This is a genomic window from Bradyrhizobium sp. USDA 4503 (genome assembly GCF_054055815.1).
The window spans coordinates 2,355,378-2,373,056 of record NZ_JBSRXS010000001.1; the positions used below are offsets into that span (position 1 = coordinate 2,355,378).

General features: G+C 59.2%; 19 protein-coding genes and 1 pseudogene. 7 read left to right on the plus strand and 13 right to left on the minus strand.

The window, feature by feature from the left end; all coding sequences use genetic code 11:
- Nucleotides 1–124: 124 nt before the first annotated feature.
- The 6 genes from ACVMIH_RS11515 to ACVMIH_RS11540 all read right to left on the minus strand — a co-directional run bounded on the left by ACVMIH_RS11515 (nucleotide 125) and on the right by ACVMIH_RS11540 (nucleotide 5,155).
- On the minus strand, nucleotides 125–352 hold the full coding sequence (locus tag ACVMIH_RS11515; protein WP_456861747.1) for a hypothetical protein: 228 nt from the start codon (nucleotides 350–352) through the stop codon (nucleotides 125–127).
- 301 nt (nucleotides 353–653) lie between these two features.
- Complete coding sequence (locus ACVMIH_RS11520; RefSeq protein WP_456861749.1) at nucleotides 654–1,394, minus strand: hypothetical protein; 741 nt, start codon at nucleotides 1,392–1,394, stop codon at nucleotides 654–656.
- A gap of 193 nt (nucleotides 1,395–1,587) precedes the next feature.
- A complete protein-coding gene (locus ACVMIH_RS11525; RefSeq protein ID WP_456861751.1) occupies nucleotides 1,588–1,830 on the minus strand; it encodes a hypothetical protein in 243 nt (80 codons plus the stop codon).
- Nucleotides 1,831–3,067: 1,237 nt separating this feature from the next.
- On the minus strand, nucleotides 3,068–3,559 hold the full coding sequence (locus ACVMIH_RS11530; RefSeq protein WP_456861753.1) for a hypothetical protein: 492 nt from the start codon (nucleotides 3,557–3,559) through the stop codon (nucleotides 3,068–3,070).
- 318 nt (nucleotides 3,560–3,877) lie between these two features.
- The gene (locus tag ACVMIH_RS11535; protein WP_456861755.1) at nucleotides 3,878–4,666 is read right to left on the minus strand and encodes a hypothetical protein; all 789 of its coding nucleotides are present in this window, start codon (nucleotides 4,664–4,666) and stop codon (nucleotides 3,878–3,880) included.
- Nucleotides 4,667–4,867: 201 nt separating this feature from the next.
- The gene (locus ACVMIH_RS11540; RefSeq protein WP_456861757.1) at nucleotides 4,868–5,155 is read right to left on the minus strand and encodes a helix-turn-helix domain-containing protein; all 288 of its coding nucleotides are present in this window, start codon (nucleotides 5,153–5,155) and stop codon (nucleotides 4,868–4,870) included.
- Between the two features lie 310 nt (nucleotides 5,156–5,465).
- Here ACVMIH_RS11540 and ACVMIH_RS11545 point away from each other — a divergent pair, with 310 nt between their 5' ends.
- From ACVMIH_RS11545 to ACVMIH_RS11565, 5 genes are all read left to right on the plus strand, one after another.
- Nucleotides 5,466–5,570, plus strand: a complete 105-nt coding sequence (locus ACVMIH_RS11545; RefSeq protein ID WP_456861759.1) for a hypothetical protein — start codon at nucleotides 5,466–5,468, stop codon at nucleotides 5,568–5,570.
- Nucleotides 5,571–6,012: 442 nt separating this feature from the next.
- A complete protein-coding gene (locus tag ACVMIH_RS11550; RefSeq protein WP_456827611.1) occupies nucleotides 6,013–6,336 on the plus strand; it encodes a Dabb family protein in 324 nt (107 codons plus the stop codon).
- An 81-nt stretch (nucleotides 6,337–6,417) separates the two neighbouring features.
- Nucleotides 6,418–7,812 carry an aminodeoxychorismate synthase component I gene (gene pabB / locus ACVMIH_RS11555; RefSeq protein ID WP_456861761.1) on the plus strand — a complete coding sequence of 465 codons (1,395 nt, stop codon included), beginning with the start codon at nucleotides 6,418–6,420 and terminating at the stop codon, nucleotides 7,810–7,812.
- Nucleotides 7,809–8,393 (plus strand): anthranilate synthase component II, encoded by a 585-nt coding sequence (locus tag ACVMIH_RS11560; protein WP_456861763.1) that lies wholly within the window; start codon nucleotides 7,809–7,811, stop codon nucleotides 8,391–8,393. The genes pabB and ACVMIH_RS11560 overlap by 4 nt, the downstream gene beginning before the upstream one ends.
- 523 nt (nucleotides 8,394–8,916) lie before the next feature.
- Complete coding sequence (locus ACVMIH_RS11565) at nucleotides 8,917–10,425, plus strand: hypothetical protein (protein ID WP_456861765.1); 1,509 nt, start codon at nucleotides 8,917–8,919, stop codon at nucleotides 10,423–10,425.
- Between the two features lie 474 nt (nucleotides 10,426–10,899).
- On the opposite strand, the gene ACVMIH_RS11570 is transcribed toward ACVMIH_RS11565, so the two are convergent.
- Complete coding sequence (locus tag ACVMIH_RS11570; RefSeq protein ID WP_456861767.1) at nucleotides 10,900–12,036, minus strand: DUF2235 domain-containing protein; 1,137 nt, start codon at nucleotides 12,034–12,036, stop codon at nucleotides 10,900–10,902.
- 302 nt (nucleotides 12,037–12,338) lie between these two features.
- On the opposite strand from ACVMIH_RS11570, the gene ACVMIH_RS11575 reads away from it, so the two are divergent.
- Nucleotides 12,339–12,443: a hypothetical protein gene (locus ACVMIH_RS11575; protein WP_456828446.1), complete on the plus strand. Its 105-nt coding sequence runs from the start codon at nucleotides 12,339–12,341 to the stop codon at nucleotides 12,441–12,443.
- Here the strand turns inward: ACVMIH_RS11575 and ACVMIH_RS11580 are convergent.
- Nucleotides 12,400–12,582 carry a hypothetical protein gene (locus tag ACVMIH_RS11580; RefSeq protein WP_456861769.1) on the minus strand — a complete coding sequence of 61 codons (183 nt, stop codon included), beginning with the start codon at nucleotides 12,580–12,582 and terminating at the stop codon, nucleotides 12,400–12,402. The genes ACVMIH_RS11575 and ACVMIH_RS11580 overlap by 44 nt on opposite strands.
- A gap of 134 nt (nucleotides 12,583–12,716) precedes the next feature.
- Nucleotides 12,717–13,553: an IS5 family transposase gene (locus ACVMIH_RS11585; RefSeq protein WP_076824982.1), complete on the minus strand. Its 837-nt coding sequence runs from the start codon at nucleotides 13,551–13,553 to the stop codon at nucleotides 12,717–12,719.
- Nucleotides 13,554–14,107: 554 nt separating this feature from the next.
- Between ACVMIH_RS11585 and ACVMIH_RS11590 the strand changes: the two genes are divergently transcribed.
- The gene (locus ACVMIH_RS11590; protein WP_456861771.1) at nucleotides 14,108–14,584 is read left to right on the plus strand and encodes a hypothetical protein; all 477 of its coding nucleotides are present in this window, start codon (nucleotides 14,108–14,110) and stop codon (nucleotides 14,582–14,584) included.
- A gap of 43 nt (nucleotides 14,585–14,627) precedes the next feature.
- Here ACVMIH_RS11590 and ACVMIH_RS11595 read toward each other — a convergent pair whose 3' ends face one another.
- The 4 genes and pseudogenes from ACVMIH_RS11595 to ACVMIH_RS11610 all read right to left on the minus strand — a co-directional run.
- Complete coding sequence (locus tag ACVMIH_RS11595; protein ID WP_456827619.1) at nucleotides 14,628–15,383, minus strand: DUF3800 domain-containing protein; 756 nt, start codon at nucleotides 15,381–15,383, stop codon at nucleotides 14,628–14,630.
- 131 nt (nucleotides 15,384–15,514) lie between these two features.
- On the minus strand, nucleotides 15,515–16,243 hold the full coding sequence (locus tag ACVMIH_RS11600) for a hypothetical protein (RefSeq protein WP_456827620.1): 729 nt from the start codon (nucleotides 16,241–16,243) through the stop codon (nucleotides 15,515–15,517).
- Nucleotides 16,244–16,631: 388 nt separating this feature from the next.
- Entirely contained in the window at nucleotides 16,632–17,126 is a 495-nt protein-coding gene (locus ACVMIH_RS11605; protein WP_456861773.1) for a hypothetical protein, read from the minus strand.
- A 345-nt stretch (nucleotides 17,127–17,471) separates the two neighbouring features.
- Nucleotides 17,472–17,600 (minus strand): annotated as a pseudogene (locus ACVMIH_RS11610) (transposase domain-containing protein); the annotation flags it as partial.
- Nucleotides 17,601–17,679: the final 79 nt, after the last annotated feature.

Consider the following 17,679-nt stretch of genomic DNA (forward strand, 5'->3'; position numbering starts at 1 on the left):
GAACGACACATGCTGGGATGTTCAATGATTCCGCTCTGTCTCCAGCCACGTCCGCGTTGCCGTAAATGGTTCGAGCAATGTTAGTCCCCTACAAGTTCGCTCCCTATCGGGCGAAACGGGTCCCCTACTTACTTGACGCGAACGCCCCGCCCTTTACCGGCGGGATCCGCTGTGCACGCCAAGCCTTGGAGCTGGACGAAAGCCGTCTGAACATTGCTTCAGATGCGTTGTGCCCTTCTTTGGCGCCGGCCATTGCATAGGCAATGCCGTCCACGAGCTCGTAGCGCACTTCGCCGCCCTGAAATGGCATCGAAAAATTCGTCGATCGAGAGCTGCTCGTGCTCAGGACCATGGCAACATCCAGACCTTCGCCGCCTATAATATAGACCGCTCCGTGCGATAGGAACGACTAACTCGGGGGCCAAACTCGTAATGGTTACGAGGACGCCCCCGATGCGCGCAATAACGCACTCTCGCGGACCTGCGGCACCGGCATCTCATCCCTGCGGGCTCACAAGCCATACTGCGGATATGATCGTCAATGGTCCTGAAAAGGTGGTTATCATCGGCATCGAAGTCCTTCCAATGCCGTCCGGATCGCCATGGACGACATCCTAACCTCACTGCTGCACGGGCCGACTTTGCCCGACGCCTCACTCAGCGTTGATGCTGATAATGTGAACACTTGGGCGTCGGATCTGATCGGTGCTCGCTTGGTCCCCTGAGCTTCTCAGCTGCCCCCCGACGTATTCCGCGAGCCAGTGCTTGTACTCGGGCAAGTTGGCCGCTGTGGGAAGGACTAGAATAATGTGATCATATATCCACGCTAGTCCCATTGCTCGCAAGAGTTCGTCACGGCGGCGCTTGGAATAGATTGTGGCATTTCGATAGGGCCCAACGATCAAAGCTGCCACGCTCTCGGAATATCCTTCAGATCGAGTTATGCTGAGTAAGAGATCGACCGGTGGCAGATTTGCTTTTGGCCGTGACATCGCGGTCAAGGTGATGGCACTTCCGAAAATCAGATGTATCTGCCTTACGATTTCAGGTTTGGCTTGAGCGATTGAGGTCTCCCTCGTGGGGACCTTGAGTTGCTTCTTCGCTTGCCGCATCGCGAGTTGCAGCGAGGCCCAGGAATATCCGTCTGAGGCGACCTTCGCCGCGGCTCTCACGGCTCCACGCTGGTCGAAATCGTACCAGCGCGCCAAGACCTCGATGACGTTGAATGAGGAAGCTTGGAGGTGAGCGCAGAGCTTCGAATCTTTTTCCCCCAAGGTGTCCAAGAAAGTCAGCCCCTTAATCTCACGTCGAATCGTATTCAGATCCACGGAACGATCGACCTTTGCCAGGACCTCCTCTCGCTCCCCATGCTTGGCGCGTCCGAGCGCTTGCATGGCAACCCTAGCTCGCTGTTTCCACGCCCTCATCGTAGCGCTCCAGCGAATGCGGGATAGCTTTTCCACGAATAATCAACAGGTTGTGTCGCTTGCTGCCGGCGGCTCGGCGGATCTGATCCCGAAACGGCTTTTTGCCGGAAACAGCGTGGAGTCTTCATGCTGTCCGTGGACAGCACGAAGACTTTCTCGACTAGCTCAAAAAAAAGAGGCTTTCCCCCGTCCGCACGACACTCCGCATCGGTTCCGAGGCGCCCTCGACCATGCGCAAGGTCGGCCACGGCGTCACCGTCGACGGCCGCGACACCTTCAAGATGGCCGAGAAGCTGCGGACCAACGACGCCACGCTGCGCTTCCTGGCGGCGCTGAATTTTGACGGGGAACCGGGCGTCGAGGCGGTCGACGCTGCCATCGAAAAGGCCGTGATCTTCGACACCGAAGACAACGCGCCACCGCCGCCCCCGCCCAGACGGTGGACCCTGCGGAGATCGAGCGGGCCGACGTCGCCTCCGCGCGCGCGACGCAATAGACCGAGCGCGCAACTAGGCCGCCGAAACCGTCTAGCAGTGCGACCCAACCGCGCGAGCCCGGGTCGGATCTTCAGACCGCCGTCAGATCTGGCAATGCTCAGGACGCTACGGCATCGTTCCTCGCCGAGCTGTTGCAGGACTACTAACCGCAAGATTGGCGCGGATATTGCCCCGCGCAGAGGTCCTGCAAGTCCGGCGACGGCCTGACCCCCGAGAGGCGGCCAGTTCGACCCCGGTTGCGGGCGCCAACCTATTCGATCGATCAGGGGCCCTTCCCCGCGGAACACGCTGGGGCTCGTCCACGATCACACGCCAAACCCGACACCGTCGAACATCTGCTTCCATTCCGACCGGCCGCTGGCGTCTTGCCCGCGAGACGCAGCCGCGACCTGGCCGAGGCATCCGACGGGGCCCGCATGCCTGCGACCGGCGCCCGACGCGCCTGCCCGCGACCAGTCAGAGGGCGATGCTCGCGATCCTCGCGAAAATGTGATGACCATCAGGACCGCCGATTGCCGCCGTCATTTCGGAAAAAATCGACCTGCAGGCGACGCTGACACCGCCACGCGACACGCGCCTCGAGCAGAACTGCGCGCCCCTCATAGGCCCGCGCCTCAACGCCGCTCAGCGCATCGCCCGCGGTTCGCACAACGACGTGTCCGCGCGCCGGCGAACACATACCGTGCCAAACTTGCCCGCCGGCCGCGCCGCAACCGACGATGCCGCGGCACCTCCCGAATCCTTGCAGCCGTCACGACGCACAGTCGCGACGTCCCGCCCCTGCGGCGCGCCCACCCCCAAGGATTTGCACACTGCTCGGACACGCGCCGACCTCGGGCCGGCGGAGCCGCTCCCGACGACCACGAGGGGAGCGAACGCACCGCTGCACACCGGCCGGATCCTTTCCTGGCGGCAAGGATTCGATCGCTATTCAAGGACTGATCGACATTTCGCAAAAAAGCACGCCTTCTACCAGAACGAGAACGGCCACGACGCCGACAAGGCGTCGCGCGAGCATCCGGGGTGATCCGGTCGACGATCTCGAACGGTGAACGGGTCGCGCCCGCGCGGCACGACCTCGTCGACCTTCGACACCGTCCTTCGGCGCCGATTGTCGACCAACGACAATCGTCCCCGCTCCGCTTACTGAATCTGTGACAGCTCGTATCCACATTCAGGATCCTCGGCAATTCGCAGCGGATCCGTGGCGGGCAGCCACTGCAACATCGATGCCTGAGCGCTTTCGCGACGGGAACTGCGTTTGCGCTGTCCGCGCATCTGTCTGATCAGCACGCCAAAGAACATCTCGGCCGATCCAAGATCCGCGCAGCCGCCAGCTGCGACCTCGGCGAACAATTCGAGCAACGCGGTTCCGACAAGCTCGGGTTCATGACGGATCGCAACTCCCGTTAACTGCCACAACATGACCGGCGGAATCATATCCGCGGTATCGAGCAACTTCTCAATATGAACACGATGCTCGTGTCGCCATGCGCGCCACATGTCGTCGTCGTACTCGATCAAAAAGCTCTCCGGCGGCAGCGCGTCGACGTTGATCTGATCGAGTTCAATCGCGACGGACAGCCGCTTGAGAAAATTCTTGATATCGTCCCGCACCAACGTCTCGGTCAACATGGCTCACTCTCCTGGTTGTCACCAATTGGGTTCGCCTTCGCGCATCGAAGCCTTGATCGATCGAAACCTTGGCGATCCGTTCTGTCCTCGCATCGTAATCGCGGGAGCGGCAAGTCCCAAACGCCAGAGGGAAACTAACGAAGTTAGCTTCCCTCTGGCGGACTTCTCCACAACTGTATTATTGCAGCAGGAAAAGCGGCGGGCGATAGAGCCGAACGACCCGCTGATGACCGGGCGGGAGGTCTGCAGCTATCCCTCGCGAACGACCGTTCGAAAACCCGCACGCGCCTCTCAGACGGCCCGTTCCCTCGTCCCCAGTTAGAGCTTGAAGCTGCCGCGATCCGCGTAGCCCGTGGGACGGATATTCAGCGCCGCGACTTGAGCCAGCCGCCGCTTTCGGCAACTAAGCTCCGGGTCATCTCCCACCTGCAGCCACGACCCGTCACGCCGCTCAAGCCAACCCGATGCAAAGACCTCACCCGCGAAGTTGCCGCCGTACGCGGTTCGGACCCAGCGTTCGCCCTCGGCAGTCGGCCACAACGCAACGTGGATTGACAGTTCGTCCCAGCCTGCGTCGTGGACGCTCGCAATCGCCGGAATTCCCTCGATCGTAAAACGATAAGTGCAACCGTCACATCGTGGATCCGGCGCAGACCAGCTGTTCTCGCCGGCACGCGGTGTGAACAGACCTTGCTCGATGCCGGCATTGATCCCGGCCACCATTACGTTGCGCCAGGCCCGCCGCCGGCTCGACCCGCCGTACTTCACCTTGGCGGCCCCCTTGGACGCGGTCCGGATCACGTCCGTTCCCTCGTAGACGAGACGGTCGAAGGAAAATCCAGGGAGGTCCTTATCCGACATAGGAACGCCCGTTACCGCCGCAAGCCGACTCAGGAACGGCAACTCCTGGAGCAACGCAAAGTCCGGATGCTCCGCTGCGCGCCCCGCCATGCGGGCGCGCAGCGCAGCGTGTGTTGCAAAGCCACACGCGGCCGCAATCGCCTCGGTCAGATGGGATGACTTGTGGTTCGGATAGTCCTGCCTCACCGCGCGCTTCACGCACGTCAGGGCAGATTCAGTCAAAGGTATCGCGGTCAACGGATCCACCTTTTCATATCGATGGTCGATGTCCGCAGATTACGCACCGACCCGAATATGACGGTCGATCCGAGGCAATTGAAATGTCCACTTTGACCCTGCGGCAGGTCCGGCGAGACGGCCGATTCGGAGGGTGCATCTTCCGTCAGCAGCTTTCAAGCGCCAGTTCGGCACAACGGTTTCAACTCCGAACGGTCCCGGGACGCGCAGTCACCGCCCGGCCCGACCCGGCGGCCGCAAATCGCGCCGTGTTACCGGCCTCTGCTTAGCGGCAGGCACTGCGAGCAAGTCTGCGACCCCGACGCCAAGCGCGGCTGCGACCTTGTCCAGCGTTTCCAGGGTGGGGTTGGCGGCGGCGACCTCCATGGCGCTGACCAGCGCTTGACGCACGTTCGCTTCCGCCGCCAGATCATCCTGCGACCATGACCGCTCGAGCCGCAACCGTCGCAAGTTGCGGGCAAGCTGTCGCTTCACATGAATCGGATTGCGCCGCCTCATCCATCAGGATGATGCATTTGTGATCCCGACGCGCCACACGCTTTAGCGTTTAAAATACGCAATAACGTGTAGGCGCTCCGGACCGTGCGCGAGAGACGGAACGGGATCGGCCGACCGGTCGTCAGCGGGCGGGATGGTCCAAATATTGAAACCGATCACGCCAAAACCGAAACCAAGTTTGGCCGATTCAATCCTAACGCGACCAAAGGGCGCAAGAAGCCAGAGCCCAATCTTCCGACGGCAGAAATAGAGACAGGTGTTCGGCCCCCTCTATCCCGGCTGAGCCGGAGCGCTCGCCTTCCAAAGTCAGGTGCGCGAGAGCTTTGGACGCTACGACTACACGCACAAGACCCATGAGAAGGTGGCCGAGGGGTATGCCACATCAAACTCGGCCAGATCGTGCTGTCCGGACTGACAGCGGTTGGCGCAGTCGGCGTCATCTTCGATCCGAGCTCGGCCCTCTCACCGTACGCCACGCGGTGCTTGCGTTCGCCTTTTCTTCGTCAATGGCTGCGTCAAGGATACGCGCGCGATCGACAATTGTGGAGCGCCGGCCGCAATTCGTGTAGTTGGATGCATTGTGTGAACTCGAGCTGAGCTCCGGACAATGAGCCCTTACATCTCTGCGCACGGATATCCTTTCGACTGTGCCAAGCCCCTTGGGAGCGGGTCGTACCGCCGCTGGGGAAGTTGGACCTCTGCGGAAAACTCGAAGGGATTCTGCTCTTGTGGCGCTTGTCGCCGCAAAACGCAGTCAAGTCTCGTCGCAGGCACGGAGCCTTTTAGCGACGTTGGCGTTGCGCTGGGCTTGATCGCAAGCTAGTCATGCGACCAACATCATGTCTCTAAGGCGAACTATGATCCGTCACATTGTTTTGTTCACTGCTAAAGACAAGGCAGACATCGACCAAATGATCGATGGTCTCTCGGTTCTCACCGCGATCCCGCATGCGCGCCGGCTTGAGGTGGCCCGCAACCGAAAGACCGATCAGGTCGGCAACGACATCGACGTTGTCGTCTACGGTGAGTTCGACGGCGAGACTGAACTCGCAGCTTTCAAAGCTCACGAACTTTACCAGGAATCGATCAAGCGGGTACGGCCACTCCGCGAACTCCGGTTTGCGGCCGACTACAATACCTCGGCGGACGCGCATTTCGCTCCTACGGTGAAGACGAGCTGAGTCTCGCCCGTCGCGCCAGTTGAATGCGACGAAGCACAAGTCCGGGTCTTCCAGCGCGCTGTTATAGATAAGCCAAAGCCAATGCACATCAGCGAGCTGCACTGGATCGAACCCGTTACCGCGATGCGATCTCTCGCAGATCGGCCTTACCTGACGTTTCTCGATAGCGCCGCGAAGCATGAGTCGCTGGGGCGCTATTCGTATGTGGCTTGCGATCCGTTCAGCACGTTCATCGTTGTGAACGGACAGGCGTCGTGCAACGGAGAGGCCCTCGCTGGCGATCCATGGTGCGCTCTTCGCAACCTCCTTGCTAGATATCCCCAGGGTCATCACCCCGGTATTCCTCCGTTCCAGGGGGGCGCCGCCGGCTTCTTTGCCTATGATATGAACAGGACACTGGAGCGACTGCCGCCGCCCGCAATGCCTGGTCTTGGGCTCCCTCAATCGATCGTACATTTCTATGACGTGGTGCTCGCCTTTGACCATAGTGCCGATCGGTTATGGGTCGTTTCGACTGGCTGGCCAGAGCAGGATCCGGCGCATCGCAATGAGCGCGCACGACGCCGAGCCGATGAACTGGTGGCCCTGCTTGCCCGCCCGAAGTCGCTTCAGACTAACTCCGGCAACGAAGTGAGTGCATGGCATTCGAACTTCAGCCGCGAGCGCTATATCGCTGAGGTACGGCGCGTCATCGACTTGATTTTGGCGGGAGACATCTTTCAGGCCAACATCGCCCAGCGCTTTAGCGCCAGGCTGTCGGCCGCATTTGACTCTCTGGCCTTCTACTGCCGGCTTCGTTCCTTAAACCCTGCGCCCTTTGCGGCCCTGCTGCTTTACGGCAAGCTGACAATTGCATCTAGCTCGCCGGAACGATTCCTCAGGCTCGACGGACGACAGGTCGAAACGCGACCTATCAAGGGTACGATCGCGCGCTCGGCAGATCCGATGGAAGACCAGCGCCGCGCTGCATTCCTACGCTCGTCTGATAAAGATCGCGCCGAAAACACCATGATCGTCGACCTCCTGCGCAATGATCTGTCGCGCGTTTGCACTGCTCATTCGGTCGACGTCCCTATGCTTTGCGACCTTGAATCCTATGCTTCCGTGCATCACCTCGTGTCAGTTGTGACCGGCGTCCTCGCCGCGAACCAAGACGCCGTCACTCTGTTGCAGGCTTGCTTTCCGGGCGGCTCCATCACCGGAGCCCCTAAGGTGCGATCGATGGAAATCATCACGGAAATCGAGCGTATTGCGCGAGAGATCTATTGCGGAGCAATTGGCTTCATCGGCTTCAGCGGGCGCATGGATACCAACGTGGCGATCCGAACCGTAACGATTAACGACGGTTTGGCGGTCTTTCATGCGGGTGGTGGGATCACGGCGCTGTCGGAGCCTCACGCCGAATACGAGGAAACGCTCGCTAAGGCGCAGCGCATCTTCGAGGCGTTTCATACCGAGCCTGCAATCGTGTCATGATTGCGATCATCGACAACTACGATTCATTCGTCTTCAATGTCGCCCGCTACTTTCGAGAGCTTGGGGAACGGACGGAGGTCATTCGGAACGACGCGATCAGCATTAGTGATCTTATCCGGCTAAAGCCTCGCGCAGTGGTGATCTCGCCGGGCCCCTGCACACCAGTCGAAGCCGGAATCTCCACAGCGATCGTTCGTGAGCTCTCCGGTCGCGTCCCGATTCTCGGCATCTGCCTGGGACACCAATGTATTGGCAGCGTCTTTGGAGCGCGGATCGCGCGTGCGCGGCGACCCATGCACGGACGAGCCGCCCGCATTATGCATGACGGCCAAAAACTGTTTGAAGAGCTTCCGTCGCCGCTCTGTGTGGGGCGCTACCATTCCCTCGTCGTCGAGTTTGATGAATCATGCCCATGCCCCCTCGTGGTAACAGCACGTTCGGACGAGGGCGAGATCATGGCTCTCGCGCATCATCATCAGCCCACATATGGCGTGCAGTTCCATCCGGAATCGATACTGACTCAACAGGGCCACCGGTTGCTGAGCAACTTCCTACGCCTCGTAGACGCGTCATGCCCGTAAACAAAAATTGTCATTCAATTAGAAAGAATTGAGGTAAGCGCTGTTCCGAACACACGGATTCGAAAGGTTAGCTGATCTCTACTTTTTTGTTGCGGCGGACGGCCAGCCGTTCTGCCTCAGGCCACGCAGTCACCGGGTGGAAGGGCCTGCAAGCGAAGCTAAAGCGATGAATGGCGCTCGAAGAGATCGTGGCGTCCGAGGACCCTCGCGGTATCGTCGTAGGATCGGCGTCAGCGCCGAGACGGTCAGTAATCAAAAGCGCTGACGTGTAAGACGGGGACGCTCCATTCCATCGCGAGTGCGATCGGACGTCCAGGTCCCGTGCTTCTCCACGCCGATCTCCACCACCATCACCACCGCCGCCTCAAGGGTTCGGCGAGTAGCCATGGTCGACACGCATCGTGTGGGGATTTCTGTGCATAACTGTCGCCGTCACGGCTGGTCTTGCTCGCTCGCGCAGGCCGGTGTCAATACTATTTAAGGTAGTTTCATTACCGCATTGCTTTTTCATTGGAGACGAGCGTTGATCGACGTTGCAAGAACCGCCCCGATCACGGTCGGGCGGCAAAAATCGATTGGCCTGATCGGAACCATCGCGCTCATCGCTTGTCTTGTGGTGTTTGGCCCGTCGAGAGCCGCAGCCCCCGATGTCTCGCTCGAACCTACAACGCCGGCAACGACCAAGGGCAGCGCGGCTGCCGCCGCGAGCAGCACCGCGCAGCCGCCGGCAAGCGTAAAGGACGCCGCCAGGGCAGCGCGCAAACCGGTCCCCGACTGTGCCGGTGGCGAGGTCTTCCGAAAGCTTGCCAACACGGCAAACAGTCCGGCGATTATCTACAACGGAAGCCTCATCCCTGCAGGAAGTCTTGTCGATTTCGGGCTCACCAGCTCGCTTGACTCCGACGCTCATTATTTCGCGCTCATTATTGATGATAACAGCTCGCCCCGCGATGACAGCCGGCATGGTGCACGCGCGCGCAGAGCCGGTGATACCGATGATCTGGTCGCACGGCGCCTGCTAAGCGCCGGTGACACGATCGTTTCGGTCGATGTTCCCGCGGGCGCAGCCGGATTCTGGACTAAACGCAACCTATACATCTATCAATGTGACAACACGCGAAGGCCGTTTAATGTTTCATATATGCCGGTCTATGTGAGCCCGCTGCTGTCCAGCGTCGTGGTTGCCGTGCTGATCGTGATCGTGGCCTATTTCATGGCGGCGAAGGCCTTCATGTATGTCTCCGGCCAACCGCTCCGCGGCGCGCAAGCCTGGAATCCGATCCGCATCACCGCCGGCCCCGATAATCGTGGCAGCCTGTCGGCTTTCCAGGTGTTCTTCTTCACAATCCTGGTTTTTGGAATGCTGGCTTTCGTGGTGCTTCGGATCGGCATCCTGTCCGATCTGTCGACGACGGTTCTGCAGTTGCTTGGGATTTCAGGCATCGGCGCGGCGATGGCCAAGGGCGCGGATTCAACGAAGACAGCCATCGAACCGGCCAATGAGGCATGGCTCCTCAATAAGGGATGGTACGATGGCCCTGCTATCCGCGCCGCGGCGCAGCCGACGTTCTATGATCTGATCTCCAGCGATGGCAATTTCGACGTCTACCGCTTTCAAAGCCTGCTCTTTACGGCTGCAGTCGGGGGCGCCCTCTTCATCGGCGGAATCTCGCAACTGTCGTCCTTTACGGTGCCCCAGAACATCCTCGGCATTCTGGGATTGAGCCAGGTCGTCTACATCGCGGGCAAGCTGGCTTCACCGACCGGCGCCTCTCAGCTCAATACCGTGTTGACCGACCTGCGAGCAGCCGAGGCGGAGTTTCGCGAGGCCGCATTCACCACGTCCTTGACTTCCGGCTCCGCCGTGAGCGCGGCCGCAATGACCCTGCAAGGCGCGATCGATCGGGCCGGCGCGGTCGCTTACGCGAAATACCTCGAGAAAGCCAAAGGGGCGGCAAAGCTTTTCACCGAATTCAGCGGGCGGGCCGTCGACCGACAGAAGCTCGAACCGTCGCTTGGAATCAGCGCCTAGCCGGGTATGCCGGTCCAAAAGCGGTCTAAATCCGCGCTCGATTGGCCGGCCCGCGGCGGACGAATCGGTACAGACGGACTCGATTCACGGCCATTTTCAAGAATTGAGATTCCGCCTTCCCGGCGGTCAACTCTACTTGGGACAAAGGGGTGATTCCAATGACGAGCAACGCAAGCTGGGGTAATGGCGGGGCTTGGACGACCCGGGCGGAGCAGGCGCGCCGGGTTGCGGCAATGTTGTCGCCGCGCGACGCCGCGCTCGCGGAGGCCTACGCCATGGAATGCGAAGATCGGGCGCGGAGAAATTCCACCGACGTTGTTCGGTCCGTGCTGTCCCCCGACAGTCAGGTCCTGCAGGGGCCGATGCCGACAATTCGGCGAAGCTCGGTCAGGACGGCGGCCTAGACCGCACCGGCAGGCAGGCAATCCACCGCCGCCGCGCCTATACCGCGCGCTCGGTCGCCGGCGTCATGACCTATTGCGGCACGCCGACCTTGGGATCGGCCGCCATGACGGCGCCGACCAGCTTCGCTGGATCGACCTTCTTCGCCTCAGCCCACGCGACCAGGTTCTGCGGACGGTAGGACGTCTCGGCACGCCAGCGGTCGAACACCGAACCATCGATCGTCTCGTTGATGCGCGACGTCGTTGCCGCCGTTCCCTTCTCAGGCGCGATGCCGACGGAACGAAAAAACCGCTTCGAGAAGTAGTGATAGAACCCCTTTCCGAACTCGCTGTAGGAATCGTTGATCGCCGGGACTATTTCGGTCACGTCGATCTCGACCTTGTCCCGATAGGCCAGGCCCAGAGCGCCGGCCTTGTCCATGAGCCAGACGAGCGGGCGCTGGGACAGCGGATCGCTCGCGTAGCCGCCGCCGACGTTCGCATGGCAGCCAACAAACCAGCGCTGTTCGACATGCTCGAGAGTACGCTCGGGCGCCCCCGCCTCCCCGGTCTTCACGGTCCGTGTCCAGAAAGTCGCATCGAAGTCCGCGCGATGTTCGTCGAGTGCCAGAGCATGAAAGGCGTATTCGTTATCGAGGCGCAGATGTGTATCGAGGAAGCGGTACTTGTGGACCTTGGCTTCGGCACTTGTGGCGGGAATGCCCATCGAGCCGACCGTGTCCCAGACCCCGATGAACTTGATCTTCGTCGGCCGCGAATATTTCGTCAGCCATTTCTCCTCGAGGGACGCGTCCGTCGGCAACGGATTTCCGAGCAGCGACCTGATCGTCGGCGCGACGTAAAGCCGATATCGGGCGTAGAGTTGCTCGATCGAAAGCGGTGCGCCGAGCCGCAGGATTCCGCATTTACTGATCAGTCCGGAAAGTGACCGGGCCGTGTAAGCCCCACGGCTGAAGCCGAAGATGAAGATTTCGTCGCCGTCTTCGAAGTTCTCGATCAGCCACGTGTAGGCGTGGATGATCTCGTCGTCGATCCCGTAGCCGGCGACGCCGCCGCGCACGACCTCTCCGCGGATCGTGCCGACCCCCTGCGAGTAATAGACGCGCTGGTCGGCGGTCTCCGCCGTCAGGCTCTTTAACCGCCAGACGTTCGTATTGTTGTTGAGCGTGTTGAAGGTGCCGTCGAGGTAGATCGCGAGCTTCTTCATGCAAGCCTCTGAAAGATATTAAAAAAATGCTGCAGCCACCGGGGTAAGCGAGCCGCGTGCGCCCTTCTACATAGGGTTGCAGGCTGGTGCAACATGTATTGGAAATTTCCGTGCCAATACTAAATGTGGGCGACGCTTTAAATTTTAGGCATTTGGGACCGGAAAGTTACAACCGGAGAGGTGCCCCTGCGTGAGGCGACCACGCGGCCCGACAACGAGACCGAGCGTGATTTCCTGAATTTTTCCGGTGTCGCCGAAACCGTGGCCAGATCATCGTCCAGGCCAAAGGCCGTCCGATATCGATCGGGGTCTCCGGTGCGTGGGGTATCGGCAAATCGTCGATGATCAAGCTTATTTCGTGGCTCAATCATTGGAGCTTTCCTGCGGCCTCACTAAAACAACCTTGAGAGTGCCGTCGACCTGCACCGGGTTGTCATCCTGCCCGCCGACGTTCAGCGACTGGGCTGGCTTGCCGTCCAGATGCTCGACCACAGCTTTCATGGCTTCCAGCTTGCTATCCGCCACGGCAGCGAGAGCCAGGTTCAAGGCGACCTAGCGCCCTGCCGGCATATCCTCTGGCAGATCGGTGAGCGGGTTGATTTCACCCTTCAGAACGATGTCCATGAGCTTCTGAAGCTCGGCCTTGGGGCTCACAGACTCCTTAGAGTCTGACTCATAAATCACCCAACCTTAGCTGCAGCCGCGAGTCTGCGGGTCAGGAGCCTGATGTGTGCAATCAGCAGCCAGGCAGCTTCGGTTGCCACCGTCGCCTCGAAGTCCTTGGCGAGGCGGCGGCATCTGCCGAACCAAGCGAATGTGCGTTCAACCACCCACCGCCTCGGCAGAAGCTGGAAGCCTTTGACGCCTTGAGGCCGCTCGACGATCTCGACAGTCCATGGACCGCAGTCTGAGAGCGCGTCGAGGAGTTGATTTCCGCGGTAGATCCGGTCGGCAAAGACGTGGCGCAGCCGGGGGAAGTTCATCCGCACGTTCTTCAGCAGCGGTACGGCGCCATGGCAGTCCTGAACGTTGGCCGGATGAACATGAACCCCAAGGAGGAGGCCATTGGTATCCGTCACGATATGCCGCTTGCGGCCGTAGATGCGCTTGCCTGCATCGTAGCCGCGCGGTCCGCCAGCTTGCGTGGTTGGCGCACTTTGACTGTCGATCACGGCTGCCGTCGGCTTCGGTGTCCGTCCAAGCTTTTTTCGCGCCCGTCGGACAAGCACGCTGACAATCCTCTGCCACCGGCCTGTATCCCGCCATCTATAAAAATAGCCCTGCACCGTCGAATAGGGCGGGAACTCCTGCGGCAACGCCCGCCACTGGCAGCCGGTCGAAACGATATAGAGGATCGCTTCGATCACACGACGCAGCTCCGTCTTACGCGGCCGGCCGCGCCGGTTCGCTCGCGGCAACAGGCGTCTGATCACCGCCCACTCCGCATCGGTCATATCGCTTGCATAACGCAGATCGTCCCGCCGATATTGCTCCCGAGTGATCTTGGTCCAGGGCATCGTGCTCTCCCTCGAATCTTTGCAAATCCGATGGAATCACACCCCACTGAGATCACTCACCCATTTTTCAGTCAGGCTCTTAGGACGCCTAGCGGGATTGCCGCTCTTGCCTATTCTGAACTGATTCTCTTTATTCGGGAAGCTCACCTGTACTGCACCTGTTAGGTGCTTATGCCTCAGCTTCGGAAGATTGAAAACAATGGCCACGCCTAAGGTCAAGAAGCCTTCGAAGAATGACCGGGAGGCCGAAGAGTTTTTCAACGACAAGAAAACGAAGTTCAAATGGATCACCGCTCAAGCGCAGTTCATCAGTAATAAAGTGGGCGTGCACATGCCCAAGCCGAGCCGCGGATATACGACATGGCTCTTTCTTCGCGGCTGCCTTACGGCCGAAAGCTTGATCCGGCTATTCGACCCCCAGAAAGCAAACAACGCGGTCTACCTTGACCATGCGTCCATTGCCGCTTTATCGCGGGCCCTAATCGAGAATATGGCCGTCCTGCTCTACTTCACAAACGATGACCTCTCCCCGGATGAGTGGGAATGCAGAAAGGATGTCATCCAACATCAACCGCGGTCAATTTTTGACCGGTCTAGACCCTACGCAAAAAGGACCACCCGAGAAGCTTCTCAAGGAGTTGAGAACGAAGCTGGAGAACAATCCCGCCTTTCAAGCCCTTCCACAAGCGAAGAAGAAAAACCTACTCAGCGGCAAAGACATGTTCGTCACCGGACGCCATCAGGAAATGCTGGCCTTTGGTTGGGGCGATGCAACGACCGGAGGTATCTACAAGTACCTATCTTCCCATGCGCACTCGATGGGGCTCGCATTCACTCGCACTGGCGTGAACCGGATCTTTGCAAATGACAGTGGCGCACCGCGAGCCACCGCTGGCTTTGCTTTGGAGTTCGCCAGCAGCGCTCTAGGCGTGGGCTGCCTGCATATGGTGAAGCTGTTTCCTTATATCGAAGCCGCTTTCGACCCGCTTGTATTCGGCTCCATGAAATCGACCTATACGCCCTCGCCATAACGGCTCGATCTCCGCAAGGCGATTGGCTTCGCAAGCGTACGGTTCAGCTTTGCAGTCTTCTCATCTTCTCCCGAAACTCGGGGTGAATCGTCGCATACTCTATGAGCGCATCCTCGTCCCAGAACTTGCCGAGGATTTCGGTCTTTTCCATGTTGGATATCCAGGGCGGGACAACATGCTCTCTACCGCCCAAATGCTCAACGAGATCACGTCGAAGATACCCGGCGCTGAAATCAGCGGCCTGGAGCGCCATGACAGACCGATCGCTACGGAATATCGGGTACTCGGTGATGATATCTTTCATCCGACCGGAATCAGTTTCAAATGTGCGCCGCCACGAGGTTTCTATCGCTTCCTGTTGACCTTTCTGCTCATCGAAAATGAACTGGACCTTGTCTTGATATCCGACGGCTTCCAGCCAAAGCGCATACCTCGACACGAGGTCGTACGTCATGAAGTAGTAGGGGTAGCGTAGGATTTTGTCGGGATTATTCGCAAAGATGTCGGTGAAAAGCTTGGTTGGGACAGCGGACACCACGCCCACGAGCTTATGATCCGCGATGATGCGAGTGAACAGGTGCATCCGATCACTGAAAGATTGATCGCTCCAACCGGCAAACTGCCCACGCCGGCCGTTGGCCTCGGCCTCTTTGAAGTATTCGAGCCGCGGTGACATTCCCAAGGCTGCCGCCCATTCCTTCTCGAAACTCGCCCAAGCCTTCTCGTCTGCCGCCCATCCTGCGAGGACGGAAATGGGCTCTGCACCTACACTGCTATCGTCCACATAGACCTTGAGCATTTGCTGAAATCACACGGAAAAGCTGCTATTGGCAAGCCTTTCAACTTGGTGTCGGATCATGCCCGATTAGACTCATCGTGCGAGCGCAAATCGTATACTTCAAGCGCTCCGCCGAAATATTTCGCACAAAGCTATTTTGGGTCGGAGGAGCGCGGCACGCGGAAGCTAACACGTACCCGTGCAACTTGAAAAATGACCTCTTGTGAATGCGAGTCGACGCCATCGACCCGAATAGCAAGAAACTGAACGTGCTCGTCTGAAAAGCTGTATTCATAAACCATCCGTTCCTCGCTTTGGAAGCCGGACGTTGCTATCGGCATCATAAACCGATTTGTCGAAATCTCGGTGACGTGCTCCCCGCCGTGGAAAACGATCCCACCGTACTTGAAGCCAACATCCGCTTTGCGTTCTCCTGGCTCGCCATCGATAGCGAGAGGTGAGATGCGAAGTTTGTTCGAACTATAGGTAGCACCCGTCTCCCAATAGCTCCCAACACTTACGCAAACTGTCTCGATGTTGGCGTCGTCCAGAAGCCACTTCGAGTCTGGCAACTTAACGAGGTCGAGTAGTGAAGTTGGCGACTTTGCCTCAATTGCTGGCTCTACCTGCCTCTCGACCGGCTTTTCCACAGGCGACTTAGCCGCAGAAATCTCATCGAGCTTCTTTGACATTCCACGCATACTGAGGTGGACAAGAACCAAAGCGGCGAGCGGAAAAACATAAATCGGCCAAATGGCCACAAATCCTTCCCACCCGCGCCTTACAGGCAAGTCCGAAGCATAAACGCCCAGTGCAAGGGCGGCAGCCGCAATTCCGATTTCAATCAACTGCCCCCGATTTGAAAACCACTTCTCGGCCATAAATCCCCCCGGTTTCGTCGCACTTTACGAAACCCTCGAAGCGGCGCAAGCTTCACCCACACCAAACATCTTCAACCTTTTCACCATCGTGGCGAACCTCCCAAGGGCAGCGACGAGGGATATCGGCGTGTGATGGGCTTTGGAAGCTCGCCGTAACCTGATGACTCGCAATGTTGCGATGGTGAAATCTACCCACGGAGACCAACATGGAACGTCCCTGCCCTTGCGGGTCGCTGACCACGTTGGAAAGCAGGCAATGGCCGATATGAACAGAACTCGGGTGAACAATCTGGCGCAGCGGAAACCGCTTTGAAGAGCGATGAAGCGATCGCCGGATGGCAAATACTCCATCGCAGCGGGGCGCGACGGCGTGAGCACAGGGACCTAACTAACCAACACGGAGCACTGACGGCCAAAGACGCTCAACCACAGCTTCAAGCGCAGCCGTCAGCGAAACTTCGGAACCGTCCCGCCGGCGCACGATTACGTCCGGCCCGTCATATGTGGTTTCGATAGAAAGCGACCCATCCGGATCGATCGAAACACTCTCCAATGAGCCCGCTGTACTGATATCGTAGTGCGCTCCCCTTGCGTGCAGGTGCTTATATGCGGTCGCTGCGCTCTGGACCGTCGTGAAATATGGCTCCCTGTTACAGAGATCGATCCGCAAGGCTCGCAATGTTTGGCGGTTGGTCGCTCTCTTCCAAGTCGCGATGCGCGTCGGATCTTCGACTTCATAGTAAGCAATCATGATATCGGCTAACTGCGATGCGGAAACGCAGGCATTAAAACCTCGTCGAATATCCTGAGGCAGCTGCCGATAATCATCGTAGTTGGGGCTAACGAAAGCGTCGTAGTAATCGTGGGGTGTTGTCCTGGGCATACGCCGTCGTGCCTCCTCTCATGCGAAAGTTGCTGCCGGGCCGAGCGACGATGCTAGGGCAGCCGTCAGGGCACGCGTGCCCGACCGACAAGTTTCTGGATTGATATCATACCCGTGTACTTCGGACTGGGCGGAGAAGAGATCCGACAAACTGATCTTCCGCTGCACGTGCCTTCTCCCGTTCGGCCCTTGGTTTCGCTTCACACAGCGCGCTCCCCATTCAGTTCGTACGCTCCGACACGTTGGACCGGTTGTTCGGTGATATCGGACGTACGCATCCGGCCAGCCCCTTGGCAGGCGCGCCGGTCTACCGTGGCGCTCAGCCGGCAGCCCCGCTTTGGAGTGTCGGCTCGCCTTCCAATTCCAAGAGAGTGGGTCGGCGGCTCTGTTTGCGGGGTGATCTGGAAGCCGGGCCACCACGTCAGCGAGCCAGGCTTGCGGATCGACGTCGTTCATCTTGCAGGTCTCGATCAGGGTAGGCGTGTCCGCAATTGGCCTGTAGCCGGCTCTTCTCAGAGGATTGCAGAAGCTGCGTGTGGCGGCCGCCGCGAGT